Annotated in this window: 14 protein-coding genes and 1 tRNA gene; 3 read left to right on the top strand and 12 right to left on the bottom strand. The window is 73.8% G+C overall.

The window, feature by feature from the left end:
• Positions 1–22 precede the first annotated feature (22 nt).
• The 5 genes from AB0J08_RS00525 to AB0J08_RS00545 form a co-directional block, all read right to left on the bottom strand.
• Positions 23–1,432 (bottom strand): glycosyltransferase 87 family protein, encoded by a 1,410-nt coding sequence (locus AB0J08_RS00525; protein ID WP_360624457.1) that lies wholly within the window; start codon positions 1,430–1,432, stop codon positions 23–25.
• A gap of 132 nt (positions 1,433–1,564) precedes the next feature.
• Positions 1,565–3,061, bottom strand: coding sequence for an amino acid permease (locus AB0J08_RS00530; protein ID WP_360624460.1), 1,497 nt, complete (start codon positions 3,059–3,061; stop codon positions 1,565–1,567).
• Between the two features lie 267 nt (positions 3,062–3,328).
• Positions 3,329–4,837, bottom strand: coding sequence for a penicillin-binding transpeptidase domain-containing protein (locus AB0J08_RS00535; RefSeq protein ID WP_360624463.1), 1,509 nt, complete (start codon positions 4,835–4,837; stop codon positions 3,329–3,331).
• Entirely contained in the window at positions 4,837–6,168 is a 1,332-nt protein-coding gene (locus AB0J08_RS00540; protein ID WP_360624466.1) for an FtsW/RodA/SpoVE family cell cycle protein, read from the bottom strand. Before AB0J08_RS00540 ends, AB0J08_RS00535 begins: the two co-directional genes overlap by 1 nt.
• A 133-nt stretch (positions 6,169–6,301) precedes the next feature.
• Entirely contained in the window at positions 6,302–6,814 is a 513-nt protein-coding gene (locus AB0J08_RS00545) for a DUF1269 domain-containing protein (protein ID WP_360624469.1), read from the bottom strand.
• 364 nt (positions 6,815–7,178) lie between these two features.
• Here AB0J08_RS00545 and AB0J08_RS00550 point away from each other — a divergent pair, with 364 nt between their 5' ends.
• The 3 genes from AB0J08_RS00550 to AB0J08_RS00560 all read left to right on the top strand — a co-directional run bounded on the left by AB0J08_RS00550 (position 7,179) and on the right by AB0J08_RS00560 (position 9,963).
• A complete protein-coding gene (locus tag AB0J08_RS00550; RefSeq protein WP_360624472.1) occupies positions 7,179–8,495 on the top strand; it encodes a VWA domain-containing protein in 1,317 nt (438 codons plus the stop codon).
• Between the two features lie 2 nt (positions 8,496–8,497).
• Positions 8,498–9,388, top strand: coding sequence for a peptidase (locus tag AB0J08_RS00555; protein ID WP_360624475.1), 891 nt, complete (start codon positions 8,498–8,500; stop codon positions 9,386–9,388).
• A gap of 137 nt (positions 9,389–9,525) precedes the next feature.
• Complete coding sequence (locus tag AB0J08_RS00560) at positions 9,526–9,963, top strand: universal stress protein (protein ID WP_360624478.1); 438 nt, start codon at positions 9,526–9,528, stop codon at positions 9,961–9,963.
• Between the two features lie 120 nt (positions 9,964–10,083).
• On the opposite strand, the gene AB0J08_RS00565 is transcribed toward AB0J08_RS00560, so the two are convergent.
• The 7 genes from AB0J08_RS00565 to galU form a co-directional block, all read right to left on the bottom strand.
• Positions 10,084–10,157, bottom strand: a tRNA-Ala gene (locus AB0J08_RS00565).
• A gap of 90 nt (positions 10,158–10,247) precedes the next feature.
• Entirely contained in the window at positions 10,248–11,342 is a 1,095-nt protein-coding gene (glpR, locus tag AB0J08_RS00570) for a gephyrin-like molybdotransferase receptor GlpR (RefSeq protein WP_360624481.1), read from the bottom strand.
• Between the two features lie 150 nt (positions 11,343–11,492).
• Positions 11,493–12,119, bottom strand: coding sequence for a GNAT family protein (locus AB0J08_RS00575; protein ID WP_360625143.1), 627 nt, complete (start codon positions 12,117–12,119; stop codon positions 11,493–11,495).
• The gene (locus AB0J08_RS00580; protein ID WP_360624485.1) at positions 12,116–12,634 is read right to left on the bottom strand and encodes a MogA/MoaB family molybdenum cofactor biosynthesis protein; all 519 of its coding nucleotides are present in this window, start codon (positions 12,632–12,634) and stop codon (positions 12,116–12,118) included. Before AB0J08_RS00580 ends, AB0J08_RS00575 begins: the two co-directional genes overlap by 4 nt.
• Positions 12,631–13,131 carry a cyclic pyranopterin monophosphate synthase MoaC gene (gene moaC / locus AB0J08_RS00585; protein WP_360624488.1) on the bottom strand — a complete coding sequence of 167 codons (501 nt, stop codon included), beginning with the start codon at positions 13,129–13,131 and terminating at the stop codon, positions 12,631–12,633. The genes AB0J08_RS00580 and moaC overlap by 4 nt, the downstream gene beginning before the upstream one ends.
• A gap of 112 nt (positions 13,132–13,243) precedes the next feature.
• Positions 13,244–14,599, bottom strand: a complete 1,356-nt coding sequence (gene glp / locus AB0J08_RS00590; protein ID WP_360624492.1) for a gephyrin-like molybdotransferase Glp — start codon at positions 14,597–14,599, stop codon at positions 13,244–13,246.
• Between the two features lie 25 nt (positions 14,600–14,624).
• Positions 14,625–15,545 carry a UTP--glucose-1-phosphate uridylyltransferase GalU gene (galU, locus tag AB0J08_RS00595; protein ID WP_360624495.1) on the bottom strand — a complete coding sequence of 307 codons (921 nt, stop codon included), beginning with the start codon at positions 15,543–15,545 and terminating at the stop codon, positions 14,625–14,627.
• Between the last annotated feature and the right edge of the window lie 13 nt (positions 15,546–15,558).

A 15,558-nucleotide genomic window follows, 5' to 3' on the forward strand; every position in this document is an offset into this window, starting at 1 on the left:
CCCGGACGGCCCTGCCCCGCGGTCAGCCCCGGGGCAGGGCCGGCTCCGGCCGGGCCAGCAGACAGCTGGCCGGGACGGGCCGGCGCCCGCTCCACCGCCGGGCCGCCAGCCGGGGCCAGATCACCAGCACCACGGGCAGCGCCAGGTAGCCGAAGCGCCCGGCCGGCGCCAGCATGAACGCGATCGTCAGCCCCGCCGCCAGCAGGTCGGCGGCGGCGATCGCGGAGACCGGCGGCCGGGCCAGCAGCCAGATCGCCACCCCCAGCCCGCCCACCGTCATCAGCGCCAGCGACACGGTGTGCCCGGTCGGCCCGAAGCCGGCCAGCACCTTGCCGGGCAGCGGGCTGCCGGCCGGCGTCTGGATCGCGGTCAGCCCCAGCGGGAACCGCACCACCTGTTCGCGCAACGCGTCCGCCCGGACCAGCGCCGAGGGCAGGATCACCAGCAGGCCCGCGCCGAGCGCGGTCAGTCCGGCCCGGGCCGCCGGACGCCGCCCGTAGAGCCGCCACAGCAGCAGGACGGCCACCGGCAGCGCCGGCCAGGCCGTCCACTTCAGCGTGCAGGCCAGCGCGAGGACCAGCCCGGCCGCGATGGTGCGGTCCCGTTCGGCGAGGGCCATGGCCAGGCAGCAGACGCCGATCAGCGGCAGGTCCACCCCGCCGACCACCAGGGCCAGCGCGATCAGCGGCGAGGCGGTGAGCACGGCCATCGGCAGCACCGGGGCCCGGTCCCGGGACGGCCGCAGCAGCCGCCAGCTGGCCAGCAGGCACGCCAGGAAGGTCAGCGCGAACCAGATCCGGGCGTCCCCCACCACCTGCGCCACCGGGTTGCCGTTGCCCACCAGGGCGCGCGGCATCCCGAACAGCGTCATCGCCGGCAGGTACGGGTTGTAGTCGGTGACCACGACCGGGTGCGGCAGGTACGGGCTGCCGGTGGTGAGCAGCAGGTGCGCCGATCGCTCGACCACCATCACCTCGGACTGGTGGCGGCCCTGCAGCGCCAGCAGCGCCAGCGGCACCAGGACCGCGCCCAGCACGGCGACCCCGGCGGCCGCGCGGGCCGCCCAGCGGCGCGGCAGGATCAGGCAGAGCAGCCCGGCCAGGGCGTACGCGGGAGCCGCGACGGTCCCCCACAGTCGCTGGTTGGGCAGGTCCGACACGAGCGGGAAGGCCGCCGCCCAGCCGGCCGCCACCAGGCAGCCGAAGAACTGGACGCGACGCAGCGACGCGAGCCGGGCCGGATTCAGCCGATCGGGCGGGGTGCCCGTCTCCCCGTCACCACGCTGACGGGGGAACGGACGGGGTGGCCGCGTCCCGCGCGGACGACCGCGTCCGGTCGCCGACGCGGCCTCTGCGGGCGGGGCCGGCGTGCCGCCACGGCCGGTGAAGCGGCCGCGCGGGCGGGAGTAGCCGGGCGTGCGGGTGCTCACCATGGTGGAAGGTTATGGGCGGGGGCCACGCCCTGTCGCCATGTCCGGTGAGCGAGTCTGCGGTCGCACGGACGGGGCCGCCGGGGTGCGATCACCCTCCGGCTGCCCCGTCCGCGGGTGCTCGGTACGCGAATCTCAGCCGGCCGGGGTGTCGGCCGGGTCCGCGGCGACGGGCTGCGCCGACCGCTCCAGCTTGGAGTGCTTCATGCTGTAGCCGAAGTACACGACCACGGCGAGCGTCAGGGCGATCGCGCCGGCCCGGAAGGTGTCGGCGTGCAGGCCGGTGATCAGGTAGACGCAGAAGCCGACGCTGATCAGCGGGACGACCGGGTAGCCGGGCACCTTGAAGCCGCGCGGCAGGTCGGGCTGGGTGCGGCGCAGGATGATCACGCCGACCGCGACCACCGAGAAGGCGATCAGGGTGCCCAGGCTGGTGATGTCGGCCAGGACGTTCAGCGGGATGAAGGCGGCCAGCGCGCCGACGCCGATGCCCACCACGATGGTGTTCCAGACCGGGGTGCCGGTGCGCGGCGACAGCTGGGCGAAGCGCTTGGGCAGCATGCCGTCGCGGCCCATCGAGTACAGGATGCGGGTCTGGCCGTAGATCACCACGAGGGTGATGCTGAAGATCGAGATGATCGCGCCGATCGCGAAGACGATCGCGGGCCAGCTCTGGCCGGTGATGTCCTGCAGGATCTGGGCGAGGCCGGCCTCCTGGCCGTCGAACTTCTCCCAGGGCTGGGCGCCGATGCCGGCCAGCGCCACCAGGATGTAGAGCAGGGTGACCACGACCAGCGAGATGATGATCGCCAGCGGCAGGGTTCGGCGCGGGTTCTTGACCTCCTCGCCGGCGGTGGACACGGCGTCCAGGCCGATGAACGAGAAGAAGATGCTGGAGGCCGCCACCTGGACGCCGCCGATGCCCAGCGGCATGAACGGGGTCAGGTTGCCGGAGTGGAAGCCGGTCAGGCCGACGCCGATGAAGAGCATCAGGATGAGGATCTTGATGCCCACCATCGCCGCGTTGACCTTCACCGACTCGCTGACGCCGCGGATCAGCAGGGTGCAGACCATCGCGACCAGGAGCAGCGCCGGCAGGTTGAACCAGTGGGTGGCGTCGGGTGCACCGGAGATCGCCTCCGGGATCTTGAAACCGAAGGCGAGGTCGAAGAACTTGTTCAGGTACTCGGCCCAGCTCACCGCGATCGCGGAGGCCGAGACGCCGTACTCCATCAGCAGGCAGATGCCGACCGCGAACGCGACGCCCTCACCGAGGGTGGCGTAGGCGTAGGAGTACGAGGAGCCGGAGACCGGGATCGCGGAGGCCATCTCGGCGTAGCAGAGCGCGGTGAGGCCCGCGGTGACCGCGGCGATCACGAAGGACAGGATGACGGCCGGACCGGCCGACGGCACGGCGGTGCTGAGCACGAAGAAGATGCCGGTGCCGATGGTGGCGCCGATGCCGATCGAGGACAGCTGCCAGAGGCCGATCGAGCGGCGCAGGTGGATGCCGGAGCGTCCGCCCTCCTCGGGCGCACCGGCGGGAAGGCCGTCGCGGCCCTCGCTCTCGGCGATCAGGGTCGAGACGGGCTTGCGCCGCAACAGGCGCGCGCCGAGGGTGTTGCTGGCCAAAACGAGGATCCTTCTAGGCGAGGGAGGGTGTCCTAGCGGCCGGTCACTCGACGCGCCGCGGGGTGCCATCGGGGACCAACCGAACAAAGATGGGACAGTACCCCGCGAAAGCACCAGTGTCGCAAACGAACAGTCGCACAGCGCGCATTGTACGAATCGTCGCATTGATGTACACAAACCGGACACTTCGCAACCGGCGGATCTTCAACTGAACGACTAAGCCGCAGGTCAGAGGCTTCCCCGGCACCGGCACCCCGATCCGCCCGCTCAGCCGCCCAGGACGGCCCGCATCACCGAGCGGGCGATCGGCGCCGCCAGCGCGCCGCCGGTGACGTCGGTGGCATCGCTGTCGGCGATCACCACCGCGACGGCCACCGGGGGCACCGCGTCGGAACCGGCCGGCTTGGCCCAGGAGATGAACCAGGCGTACGGCGTCCCGGCGTTGTCCACCCCGTGCTGGGCGGTGCCGGTCTTCCCGCCCACCACCGCACCGCCGATCCGGGCGTTGCGCCCGGTGCCGTTCTCCACCACGTCGGTCATCAGCCGCTGCACCTGCCCGGCCACCCCCGGGCTCATCGCCTGCCGGTACGCGGTGGGGCGCATCAGCTGCACGGTGCTGCCGTCCTGCTTGGTCAGCTTGTCCACAAGCTGTGGACGCATCACGGTGCCGTTGTTGGCGACCCCGGCCGCGACCATCGCCATCACCAGCGGGGTGGCCGCGGTGTCGAACTGGCCGATCGAGGAGAGCGCGAGCTGGGACTGGTTCATCCGGGTGTCGAAGGTGGAGCGGGCCGGCCGGACCGGGATGTCCAGCTTCGGGTCGTTGAAGCCGAAGCTCTCGGCCATCTCCACCATCTCGTCGAGCCCGACCTGCACGCCGAGGTAGCCCATGACGCTGTTGCAGCTGTTGACCATCGCGGTGTCCAGCGACTGCCCGGGCTCGTCGCACGCCGAGGTGTCGTTGACCAGCGGCGTGGTGGTGCCCGGCAGGACGTACGGGTGGGGCGCGCCGGTCGGCGCGCCGGGGTCGGTGACGACGCCGTTCTGCAGCGCGGCCGCCGCGGTGACCACCTTGAAGGTCGAGCCGGGCGGGTAGGTCTGGCGCAGCGCCCGGTTGAGCATCGGCTGGTCGGTGTCGGCCTGCAGCCGGTTCCAGGCCGCCTGGTCGGCCGCGGACGAGCCGGCGAAGCTCCCCGGGTCGTACGAGGGGGTGCTGGCCAGCGCCAGGATCCGGCCGGTGGCCGGCTCGATCGCGGCGACGGCGCCCTGCTGTCCGCCCAGTCCGCGCATCGCGGCCTCCTGGGCCGCCCGGTCGATGGTCGTGTGGACGTCCCCGCCGGGGTTCTGCCGGCGGGCGACGGCGTCCCAGACCGCCCAGCTCGCCAGCCGGCTGTCAGTGCCGGAGAGCAGGTCGTCCTCCGTTCCCTCCAGCTGGGTGTTGCCGTACGCCTGCGAGGCGTACCCGGTGACGGCGGCGTACAGCGGGCCGTCGGTGTAGGTGCGCTTGTAGTCGTACCGGCCGCCGGTGGGCTCGGAACCGGTGACGCTGTCGGCGCCGACCAGGATGTCGCCGCGCGGCTGGGAGTACCGCTCGACGGTGAGCCGCTGGTTGGCCGGGTTGTGGTCCAGTTCGTCGGCCCGGAACACCTGCACCCTGGTGGCCTGGACGCAGAGCGCCACGGTCAGCAGCAGGCAGAAGGTGCCCGCCCGGCGGCCGGTGACGGAGATCCCCGGCCGGCCCTGCGGCCCGTTGCCCCGGAGGCGACCGGGTGCCATCAGGCCTCCCCGGCGGACGGGCGGCGGGCGATGTCGCTCATCCTCACCAGCAGCGCGACGATGATCCAGTTGGTGACCACCGAGGAGCCGCCCTGGGCGACGAACGGGAGGGTCATCCCGGTCAGCGGGATGAGGTCGAGCACCCCGCCGGCCACCACGAAGACCTGGAGGCCGACGATCGACGCCAGCCCGATCGCGAGCAGCCGGCCGAAGGGGTCGCGCAACGCGATGCCGGTGCGAAAACCCCGGGCGACCAGCAGCGCGTACAGCAGGAACAGCGCGATCAGCCCGGCCAGGCCCAGCTCCTCGCCGATGGTCGCGAGGATGAAGTCGGACTTGGCGGCGAACCCGATCAGCACGGAGTGCCCGTTGCCGAGGCCGGTGCCCAGCTCCCCGCCCCAGGCGAAGGCGAACAGCGACTGGGCGATCTGGTTGGCACCCCGGCCCTCGGCGATCGAGCCGAGCGGGTCCAGCCAGTCGTCGACCCGGCTGTGCACGTGCGGCGAGAGCCAGCCGACCCCGGCCGCCGCCACGGCCGCCAGGAACAGCCCGATCGCGATCCAGCCGCTGCGCGCGGTGGCCACGTAGAGCATGACCACGAAGAGGCCGAAGAAGAGCAGCGAGGTACCGAGGTCGGTCTCCAGGACGAGGACGCCGACGAAGGCCGCCCAGATCAGCAGCACCGGCCCCAGGACCCGGCCGCGCGGCAGCTGGAACCCGAGCACCCGGCGGCCGGTCAGCGCCAGCGCGTCCCGGTGCACCGCCAGGTAGGCGGCGAAGAAGACCGCCAGCAGGATCTTGGCGAACTCGCCCGGCTGGAAGGAGAGCGGCCCGACGGTGATCCAGATCCGTGAGCCGTACACCGGCGGGAAGAAGATCGGCAGCACCAGCAGCACCAGCGCCACCAGTGCGCCGATGTACGCGTAGCGCTGCAACCGCTTGTGGTCCCGCAGCAGCACCACGACCGCGATGAACAGCGCCACCCCGAGGGTGGACCATAGCAGTTGGGCGGGGGCCGCGCCGCCGCCCGGGGTGGCCCGGTCCAGACGGTAGATGACGACCAGTCCGATCCCGTTGAGCAGCACGCCGATCGGCAGCGGCAGCGGATCGGCGTAGGGCGCCTTCCAGCGCACCACGGCGTGGGCCAGCAGCGCGAGCACGCCGAGTGCGGCGCCGTACTCGCCCGCGTCGGCGGGTACCGTGCCGTCGACGTTGACGCCGACCTCGGCATAGCCGAAGACGGCGATCAGCACGGCGGCCAGGACCAGCGCGAGTTCGGTGCTGCGCCGGGTCCGCACCGTCCGGCGGGGCCGGCCGGCGGTTCTCGTCACGGCGGAGGGTGTCGCCACGGACCGTCCTGGGTGTCCTGCTGCGGTGGTGGGCCGGCGCCGGGACGGCGAGCGGGACGGACGGGCGAACGGGCCCGTCCGTCCCGACCTGAGCGGCCGGTCCGGCGGGGTGGGGTCAGGCGGCGGCCGGGGCGGGCTGCACCCGGGACGCCTCGACGGTGGCCCTGAGTTCGGCCTCCGCCGAGGCGGAGAGCGAGGTCTGGATGATCCGGCCGCCGTGGCGGGCCAGCGCCGGGACGACCTTGTCGGCGGTGGCCCTGCGGACCAGCAGGAAAACCGCGGCGGTGCCCGGCTGGAGGTGCTGGGCGACCTCGCGCATGAAGTCGTCGTCCACCCCGATGTCGGTGGAGGCGCCCACCGCGGCGCCGGCGGCACCGCCGACCGCCGCGCCGAGGATCGGCATGAAGAACAGCAGGCCGATGACACCGCCCCAGAGCGCTCCCGAGGCGGCCCCGGCACCCGTGGTGCTGACCTGCTGGTGCAGCTTGATCCTGCCGTCGTCGCGGCGTTCCACGACGACCGCGTCCTCCAGGTCGATCAGCTTCTGCGTCTGCAGTCCGACCGCTTCGTTGCGCACCGCCTGGGCGGTGGCCAGATCCGGGTAGGCGATCGCGAAGAGGTTGCTCACGTGCTGCTCCTTCCACTGTGTCGGACGTACGACCGGGTGCGGGCGCCGGCACGGCGGCACCCGTGCCCCAGTTCGTCACCCTAACGAGCACTATCCAGATGTATTTGCTCTTCCATCCGGTGTGTCCCGTATTGCCGAACCGGCCCCCCGCCACCGCCCGGGCCCGCCGCCGCGCCACCGTCCGGGCCCGCCGCCACGCCCGGCGCCGGCCGCCCGCCCGGCGTCCGACCGACCCCGGGCGGCGCACGCCCGGACGTCCGACACCCGATCTCCCACCGGCGCCCGGAAGTTAGCGCCGGAGCCCGGCGGCCCGCGCACCGGACCGCGTTGGCCACGGCGAACTGATGATCCCTAGGATCGGCGGGTGACTACCGGACGACGCCCGAAGGCCAGGCTCGGCAGCCTGCTGGCCGCCCTGGCGATAACAGGCGGCGCGCTGCTCAGCGGCCTGCCCGCCCATGCCGACGAACCATCAGCCGGCGCCACCGGCAAGGAAGCCCCCCGGGTCGACCTCGTCCTGGACGTCAGCGGCTCCATGCGAGCCACCGACATCCAGGGCAAGAGCCGCATCGCGGTGGCCCAGCAGTCCCTGAACGAGGTGATCGACGCCCTTCCCCCGGAGACCGACTTCGGCATCCGCACCCTCGGCGCCAACTACCCCGGCGACGACAAGAACCAGGGCTGCCTGGACACCAAGCAGCTCTTCCCGGTCGGCAAGACCAACAAGGTCGAGGCCAAGACCGCGGTCGCCACCCTGCGCCCGACCGGCTGGACCCCGATCGGTCTGGCCCTGCGCGGCGCCGCGCAGGACCTCGGCAAGGGCGAGACCACCCGCAGGGTGGTGCTGATCACCGACGGCGAGGACTCCTGCGCCCCGCCGGACCCGTGCGACGTGGCCCGCGAACTCGCCGCCCAGGGCATCCACCTGGTGGTCGACACCCTCGGCCTGGCCCACGACGACAAGACCCGCCAGCAGCTGCTCTGCATCGCCAACGCCACCGGCGGCACCTACACCGACGTCCGCACCCAGGAGCAGCTCACCGACAAGGTGAAGCAGCTGGTCGACCGCTCCAACGACACCTACACCGTCGCACCGGTCAAGACCACGGGCACCGACAAGTGCGAGAGCGCGCCCGTCCTCGCCCCCGGCGTCTACAGCGACCGGGAGAAGTTCTCCGAGCACCGCGTCTACCGCGTCCCGGTCAAGGCCGGGCAGGAGCTGCGCGCCTCGGTCAGCGTCGCGCTGGACCGCGGCGTCGCCCGTGACTACGGCGTCCTGCTCCAGGCGACCAGCGCCACCGGCCAGGAGCTGGTCCGCGGCACCGATGCCGGCAGCGGCCGGACCGACGTGATCTCCACCGGCCTGCGCTGGTCCACCGACGACTCCAAGGGCTACGCGTCCGCGACGCCGTCCGCCTCGCCGAGCGGCAAGCCGGAGACCACCGTCTGCCTGGTCGTCAGCAACTCCCTGGCCGCCCAGCCCGGTGTCCAGGCCGAGCCCGGCCTGCCGCTGGAGCTGACGGTCGACCTGTCCGCCGCCTCGCCCGCCCCGGACGGTCCGGCGATGGGTCTGGGCCGCGGCTGGATCCTGCTGCTGGTGCTCACCCTGGCCGGCCTGCTGACCGGCCTGCTGTTCGGCTGGATCGCACGCTGGCGGATCGCTGTCTGGCGGGAGAACTGACCATGCGTACCTCGACGAATCGCAGCACCCTCCGCGGCGCACTCGCCGCACTCGCCCTGCTCCCCGCCCTGGCGCTCGCGGCCCCGGCCGCCTCCGCCGCCTCGCCGTCCCCCTCGGCCAGCGCGAGCGGGAAGCCCGCCCCGGCCACCAAGGCCGGGACGTCCTTCCTGACCGCGATCAACCTGGCCCCCGGCCAGGACGCCAAGGTCGCGGCCTCCACCGGCGACTACCTGTACTGGGCGTTCGGGGCCTCCGAGGGCCAGACCCCGACGGTCGCCCTGACCGTCGGCCTGGCCCCCGCCGCCGACCGGCAGGGCCCGCAGACCTGGAGCGTCGAGGTGTTCGACGGGCTGCGCCGCCGCCAGTCCTGCACCGCCGGCACGCAGAACGCCACCGCCGACCAGTCCGCCGCCTCGCTCGCGCTGAGCTGCACCCTGCGGGAGATCCGCTCCTGGGCCGAGCCCTGGTCCGGGGACCCGCTGCCCGGCACCTACTACGTCCGGCTCTCGCTCGCCGACGCCCCGCAGCCGGATCTGGGCCTCGCCGCCTCCGTCCAGCTGCACCTCAGCGCCAAGGGCGACGCCGACAACGCCCAGCCGGAGGGCGGGGAGCTCAAGGCCCCGCTGGTCCCGCCCGTGGGCGGCGGCGCCGCGACCGCCAAGGCGGCCGCACCCGAGGAGCCCGAGGACCACTGGTACACCGGCTGGTTCTCCGGCTGGAACGGCCGCTGGTTCTGGACCCTGGCCGGTGGCGCGCTGGCGGCCCTGGCCGGCGTCGCGGGCTACACGCTCACCCGCCACCCGCGCGGCCGCCGGCCGGCCCGCTACGGCTCCGTCCCGCCGCAGGCCGGGGCCCCGCAGCCGGGCCCGTACGCGGGCTCGGGCCAGCCCTGACCGAACCCGACACCCTCCCGAGGGCCGGCCGGAGCAGCTCCGGCCGGCCCTCGGCCGTCCCGCCGCCCCGCGGTGCGGCCCGTGCCTCGGCCTCGCCCCGCAGGCGGACGTCCGACCACAGGCCCTAGGCTCGAACCATGACCCGGCAGCCGGACGGCAGGATCGTGGTCGGCGTGGACGGCTCCCCGCTCTCCCTCGCCGCCGTCCGCTGGGCCGCCCGGCTGGCCGAGCTCACCGGGGGCCCGCTGGAGGCGGTGACCGTCTGGGAGTTCCCCTGTCTGCTGGGCGAGCACGGCCTCGTGCCGCCAGCCCTGGACGGCTTCGGCCCCGAGCGGCACGCCGCCCGGATCCTCGACGAGACCCTCGCCGCCGCGCTCTCCCCCACTGGAGCATCCGTCGTCCGGCGCCACCTCAAGGCCGGAGCCCCCGGCCCCGCGCTGACCGGCGCCGCCGAGGGAGCCAGCGCGCTCGTCCTCGGCAGCCGTGGCCGCGCCGCGCCGCCCGGCGCCGCCCTCGGCACCGTCACCCACTACTGCGTGCACCACGCCCCGTGCACCGTACTGGTGGTCAGGTGATCATCGTCACAGACCCAACCACCGCCCCGCCGCGGCCCGCTGACCCCCGGTCCGCGCACCTTCCGGCACAACGCAGAAGTCCCGCCCGATCTGATCGATCGGGCGGGACTTCCTGTTGGGTGGAGCTGAGGGGATTCGAACCCCTGACCCCCTCGATGCGAACGAGGTGCGCTACCGGACTGCGCCACAGCCCCAACGAGAAGAAACTTTAGCACCTTTCCGAGGGGGCTCGTGACCACCCCGGGAGCACCGGCCGGCCGGGGACGCCGCAGCGCCCCGGCCGGTCACTCGTTGGCGGCGCGCGGGCGGGACTCGGCGGCGGCGGAGGGCTCGGCGTCCTGGTCGAAGAGCGGGGTGTTGCGCGCCTCCCCCGGGCGGGCCTCCCCCATCCTGGCCTCTGCCGGGCGCCCGGCGGTCCAGGTGCCGGGGGCCGACAGGTCGAGACCCCGGCTGACGCGGGGCGCCACCGGAGCCGTGACATAGGTCGGCAGCGGGACGGGGACGGGCTCCCAGGAGTCCGGGCCGGCCGCACCGCGCTCGCGCATGCCGTCGACCCACTCCTCGTGCTCGGTCGCCTCCGCCAGCGCCGAGGCGGACCCCGGGCGGGCCGGCGCCGGAGCCCGGTCGCGGTCGGTGGCGAGTCGCAGGTGCGGTCGGCCGCGGCCGACCGGCTCCGCGGCGGCGGGGGCCTGCGGCGGCGCCTCCTCGGCCGGGCGGGCCTCGGCCCGCCGCTGCTCGCGCTGGCGCAGCCGCTCGGCGGCCTGGGCGGCCCGGGCGCGGTCGATCTTCACCTCGTACCGCAGGCGCTCCAGCTTGCGCAGGTGGCCGATGTAGAGGGTGAGGAGGGTCGCCGGCACGGCCGGGACCCAGAGGAAGGCCAGGCCGGACACCGCCGCCGCGACCGCGCCGAGGGCGAAGGCCAGGAAGAGGACGGTGACCATCCGGCGCCGCCGGGCCAGCAGCCGCGCCCGGGGCTCGATCCCGCCCCGCACCCCGGCCGGACGCTCCGGGGCACGGACGGCGGGCCGGTCGGGCTCCGCCTCCACCTCCTGCTGCCGCTCCGACCGCGGCTCCGGTGCCGGCTGCGGCTCCGCCGCGGCCTCGCCGTCAGCCTCACCCTCGGGGTCGCCCGAGGCGGCCTCGTCCCGTACGGGAGGGCCGTCGTCGTTGCTCTGCTCGTCGTCACGCGGTTCGTCGCCCAGGGCCCGGGACGCCCGCCGCTCCAGCGCCGAACGCCCGGCCAGCAGGCGGATGGCGGTGCTGAAGCGTTCCGTCGGGCGCGCCTCGTTGAGCTCGTCCTGCCTGCGGAGCCACATCGGCACCAGATAGGCGGCCCAGGCCCCTACGATGACGGCGTAGATAAGGCCGCTACTGCTCACGTTTCACACCGTACGGGCGCCGGGGAAGGCCTGGCAGCAATTTGGCACGGCGTGTCGTGTGATCAAGCTGATTCTCCGACTATTTTGCCGGTATTTGTGCCCGTCCGTCGCCGGGCCGATGCCATATCGATATTTCTTTCGAACATATATTCAATTATGCGGACGCCGGGCGGAACTGAGCGTCCGCCAGCGCTTCAGCATCCCCTCGGGAACCTCTTCGGCGGTCAGGGCGTACACGAGGTGGTCGCGCCAGTCGCCGTCGATGTGCAGATAGCGCGGCCGCATTCCCTCCGAGCGGAAGCCGAGCTTTTCCACCACCCGGCGGCTCGGCCCGTTCTCCGGCCGGATGCAGACCTCGATCCGGTGCAGGCCCAGGGTGGCGAAACAGTGGTCCACCGACAGCGCCACGGCCGCCGGCATGATGCCCCGGCCGGCCACCGCCTCGTCGATCCAGTAGCCGACGTTGGCCGAACACATCGAGCCCCAGGTGATCCCGCCGACGGTCAGCTGGCCGACCAGCTTGCCCTGGTGCAGCACGACGAAGGGCAGCATCCGCCCGGCCGAGGCCTCGCTGCGCAGGAAGCGGACCATCTGCCGGTAGGTCGGGCGCGGGCCGGCGCCGCGGCCGGCCGGGCCGGGCGGCACGGTGGCCTCCCAGCGCCGCAGCCAGTCCCGGTTGCGGCGGCTGACCTCCTGCCACTCCCGCTGGTCGCGGCCCCGGATCGGGCGCAGCGCGACGTCCCCCTCGTGGAGTTCTACCGGCCAGCCGGCGTTCAGTGCGCTCTCCCGGAAGCAGGTGCGTCGGGCCGGGGGTGGTCCCCGCCGCCGAGCTGGTCGACGGCGTGCGCGAGCAGCGGCTCCAGGACGGCCAGGCCGTCCTTGACGCCGCCGGTCGAGCCCGGCAGGTTGACGATCAGGGTACGTCCGGCGAGGCCGGCCAGCCCGCGGGAGAGCGCGGAGGTCGGGACCTTCTCGCGGCCGTACGCCCTGATGGCCTCGGCGATGCCGGGGACCTGCCGGTCGATCACCCGGGCGGTCATCTCGGGCGTGAGGTCCATCGGGGAGATGCCGGTGCCGCCGGTGGTGAGCACCACGTCGTAGCCGGCCGCGACGGCCTCGCGCAGGGCCGCCTCGACCGGTTCGCCGTCCGGCACCACCCGGGGGCCGTCGACCGTGAAACCCATCGCGCTCAGGCCGGCCACCAGCAGCGGGCCGCCGCGGTCCGGGTAGACACCGGCCGAGGCCCGGTTGGAGACGGTGACGGCCAGCGCCCTCATGACCGGCGCCCTCATGCCGGGCTCCCCGCAGCGAACCAGTCGCCGCTCTTGCCACCGGTCTTGCTGAGCACCCGGACGGACTCGATGGTGGCGCCCTTGTCGACGGCCTTGACCATGTCGATCACGGTGAGGCCGGCCACCGCGACGGCGGTGAGCGCCTCCATCTCGACACCGGTACGGTCGGCGGTCTTCACGGTGGCCGTGATCTCGACCGCGTCGTCGGTGACGGCGAGCTCGACCTTCACCCCGGAGACCGCGATCGGGTGGCAGAGCGGGATCAGGTCCGGGGTCTTCTTGGCCCCCATGATCCCGGCGATCCTGGCGACGGCGAGGGCGTCGCCCTTCGGCACGCCCTCGCCCCGCAGCAGCTCGACCACCCGGGGGGCGACCCGGACCCGGCCGGCCGCGACCGCGGTGCGCGCGGTGGTGGCCTTCTCGGAGACGTCGACCATCCGGGCCGCGCCCTGGTCGTCGACATGGGTGAGGCGGTCGCCGGGGGGTGAGGTGGTCACGGGTGGCTCCAGGGGGCGCGCAGATCGAATACCGCGCTACCGTACTCCTCGCTCCGGCCAGGGCGTGGGACGGGCCGTGTCAGGGAGCGAGACGGCCGGTCGCCGGCGCCGCTCAGCCGCCCAGCAGGACGACGTCCACCTCGCTGCCGGCGGGGAGTTCGGTGACGTCCTCCGGCACGGTGATCAGGCAGTCCGCCCTGGCCAGCGCGCCGACCAGGTGCGAGCCCGCGCCACCGACCGGCTCCGCCACGCCGTCGGCCGCCGTGTACCGGCCGCGCAGGAACTGCCGGCGCCCGGCGGGTGAACGCAGCGCCACCGGGCAGAGCGCCCGGACCACCGGGCGGTGGACGTCGGCGGCGCCGAGCATGGTGCGGATCACCGGGCGGACGAAGAGCTCGAAGGAGATGTAGGCGCTGACCGGGTTGCCGGGCAGTGCCAGCAGCGGGACGCCGGCCCCGGCGCCGATCCGGCCGAAGCCCTGCGGCTTGCCGGGCTGCATCCGCAGCCGGCGGAAGTCGACGGTGGCGGCTCCGCCGTAGGACTCGAAGACCTCCTTGACCACGTCGTACGCGCCGACGCTGACGCCGCCGCTGGTGACGATCAGGTCGGCGCGGCCGAGCTGGTCCTCCAGGACGGCACGCAGCCGCGCCGCGTCGTCCGGCACCCCGCCGACGCGGTAGGCGATGGCACCGGCGTCCAGGGCGGCGGCGGTGAGGGTGAAGCTGTTGGAGTCGGCGATCTGCCCGGGGCCGACCGGCTCGCCGGGCTGGACCAGCTCGCTGCCGGTGGAGAGCACCACCACGCGCGGACGGGGGCGGACCTTCACGGTGGCCCGACCGATCGCGGCGAGCAGGCCGAGCTGGGTCGGGCCGAGCCGGGTGCCGGCCTCCAGGACCCGGTCGCCGGCGGTGACGTCGCTGCCGCGGCGGCGGACGTGGGCGCCCTCGGCGACCGGGCGCAGCACCCGGACCTCCTCGTCCTCGACCGCGGCGTCCATCGCGTCGGCGGCCAGGCCGGTACCGCTGCCGCCGTCGGTCCACTCGACCGGCGCGACGGCCTGGGCGCCGGGCGGCACGGGGGCGCCGGTCATGATCCGGGCGGCCTGGCCGGGGCCGACCCTGGGCAGTTCGGCGGCGCCGGCGGCGATGTCACCGACCACCGAGAGCACCGAGGGGTACTCGGCGGTGGCCCCGGTGGTGTCGGCGGTGCGGACGGCGTAGCCGTCCATCGAGCTGTTGTCGAAGGGCGGCAGGTCGCCGTCGGCGAACACGTCCTCGTCGAGCCGGCAGCCCTGGGCGTCGAGCAGCTGGAGCTCGATCGCGGGCAGCGGGCCGACGGCTGCCAGCACGTCGGCGAGGTGCTCGTCGACGCTCCACAGGCGCGCCGGGCGAGCGGCCGGTGCCGGGTCCGCGGATCCGTCGCAGCAGGCTGCGGCGGGGGTGGGGCTGCTCTCCGTGGACCCGGTCATCGGCGCTCTCGCTCTCTGTCGGTGGTCAGTCCTGCAGCTCGGAGGCGACGAACTCACGGAGCCAGGAACGGAACTCCGGGCCCAGGTCCTCGCGCTCGGAGGCCAGTCGGACGATAGCGCGCAGGTAGTCCGCGCGGTCACCCGTGTCGTAGCGGCGGCCCTTGAAGAGCACGCCGTGCACCTGGCCGCCGCTCTCCGCGTCGCGGGTGGTCAGCTCGCGCAGGGCGTCGGTGAGCTGGATCTCGCCGCCGCGGCCGGGCGGGGTCTCGCGCAGCACGTCGAAGACCGAGGGGTCGAGCACGTAGCGGCCGATGACGGCGTAGTTCGACGGGGCGTCGGCGGTCTCGGGCTTCTCGACCAGGTCGGTCACCTGGAAGACGTCCTCGCCGAAGCCGTTGGCCTTGACGGCCGCGCAGCCGTACAGGTGGATCTGGGCGGGGTCGACCTCCATCAGCGCGACGACCGAGCCGCCGAGCTCCTGCTGGACCTCGATCATGCGGGCGAGCAGCGGGTCGCGCGGGTCGATCAGGTCGTCACCGAGGAGAACGGCGAAGGGCTGGCCGGCGACGTGCTGCTCGGCGACCGAGACGGCGTGGCCGAGGCCCTTCGGGTCGCCCTGGCGGACGTAGTGCATGTTGGCCAGCTCGACGGACTCGCGCACCCGGCGCAGCCGGTCCTGGTCCCCCTTGCGGGCGAGCAGCTCCTCCAGCTCGTAGGCGCGGTCGAAGTGGTCCTCGAGAGCGCGCTTGTTACGGCCGGTGACCATCAGTATGTCGGACAGCCCGGCGGAGGCCGCCTCCTCGACGACGTACTGGATCGCCGGCTTGTCGACAACGGGCAGCATCTCCTTCGGAGTGGCCTTGGTGGCCGGGAGGAAGCGCGTGCCCAGTCCGGCCGCGGGGACCACGGCCTTGGTAACCGGAATTCGGGAGCTGATCGTCGTCATGCGTTTACCTTAC

The sequence above is a fragment of the Kitasatospora sp. NPDC050463 genome, assembly GCF_040655255.1.
Taxonomy (GTDB): Bacteria; Actinomycetota; Actinomycetes; order Streptomycetales; family Streptomycetaceae; genus Kitasatospora.

Excerpts from the sequence above, each read along its gene's own strand:
- AB0J08_RS00525 (WP_360624457.1), bottom strand. The coding sequence starts at position 1,432 with ATGGTGAGCACCCGCACGCCCGGCTACTCCCGCCCGCGCGGCCGCTTC.
- AB0J08_RS00535 (WP_360624463.1), bottom strand. The coding sequence starts at position 4,837 with ATGGCACCCGGTCGCCTCCGGGGCAACGGGCCGCAGGGCCGGCCGGGG.
- AB0J08_RS00555 (WP_360624475.1), top strand. The coding sequence starts at position 8,498 with ATGCGTACCTCGACGAATCGCAGCACCCTCCGCGGCGCACTCGCCGCA.
- AB0J08_RS00560 (WP_360624478.1), top strand. The coding sequence starts at position 9,526 with ATGACCCGGCAGCCGGACGGCAGGATCGTGGTCGGCGTGGACGGCTCC.
- AB0J08_RS00580 (WP_360624485.1), bottom strand. The coding sequence starts at position 12,634 with ATGAGGGCGCCGGTCATGAGGGCGCTGGCCGTCACCGTCTCCAACCGG.
- glp (WP_360624492.1), bottom strand. The coding sequence starts at position 14,599 with ATGACCGGGTCCACGGAGAGCAGCCCCACCCCCGCCGCAGCCTGCTGC.
- galU (WP_360624495.1), bottom strand. The coding sequence starts at position 15,545 with ATGACGACGATCAGCTCCCGAATTCCGGTTACCAAGGCCGTGGTCCCC.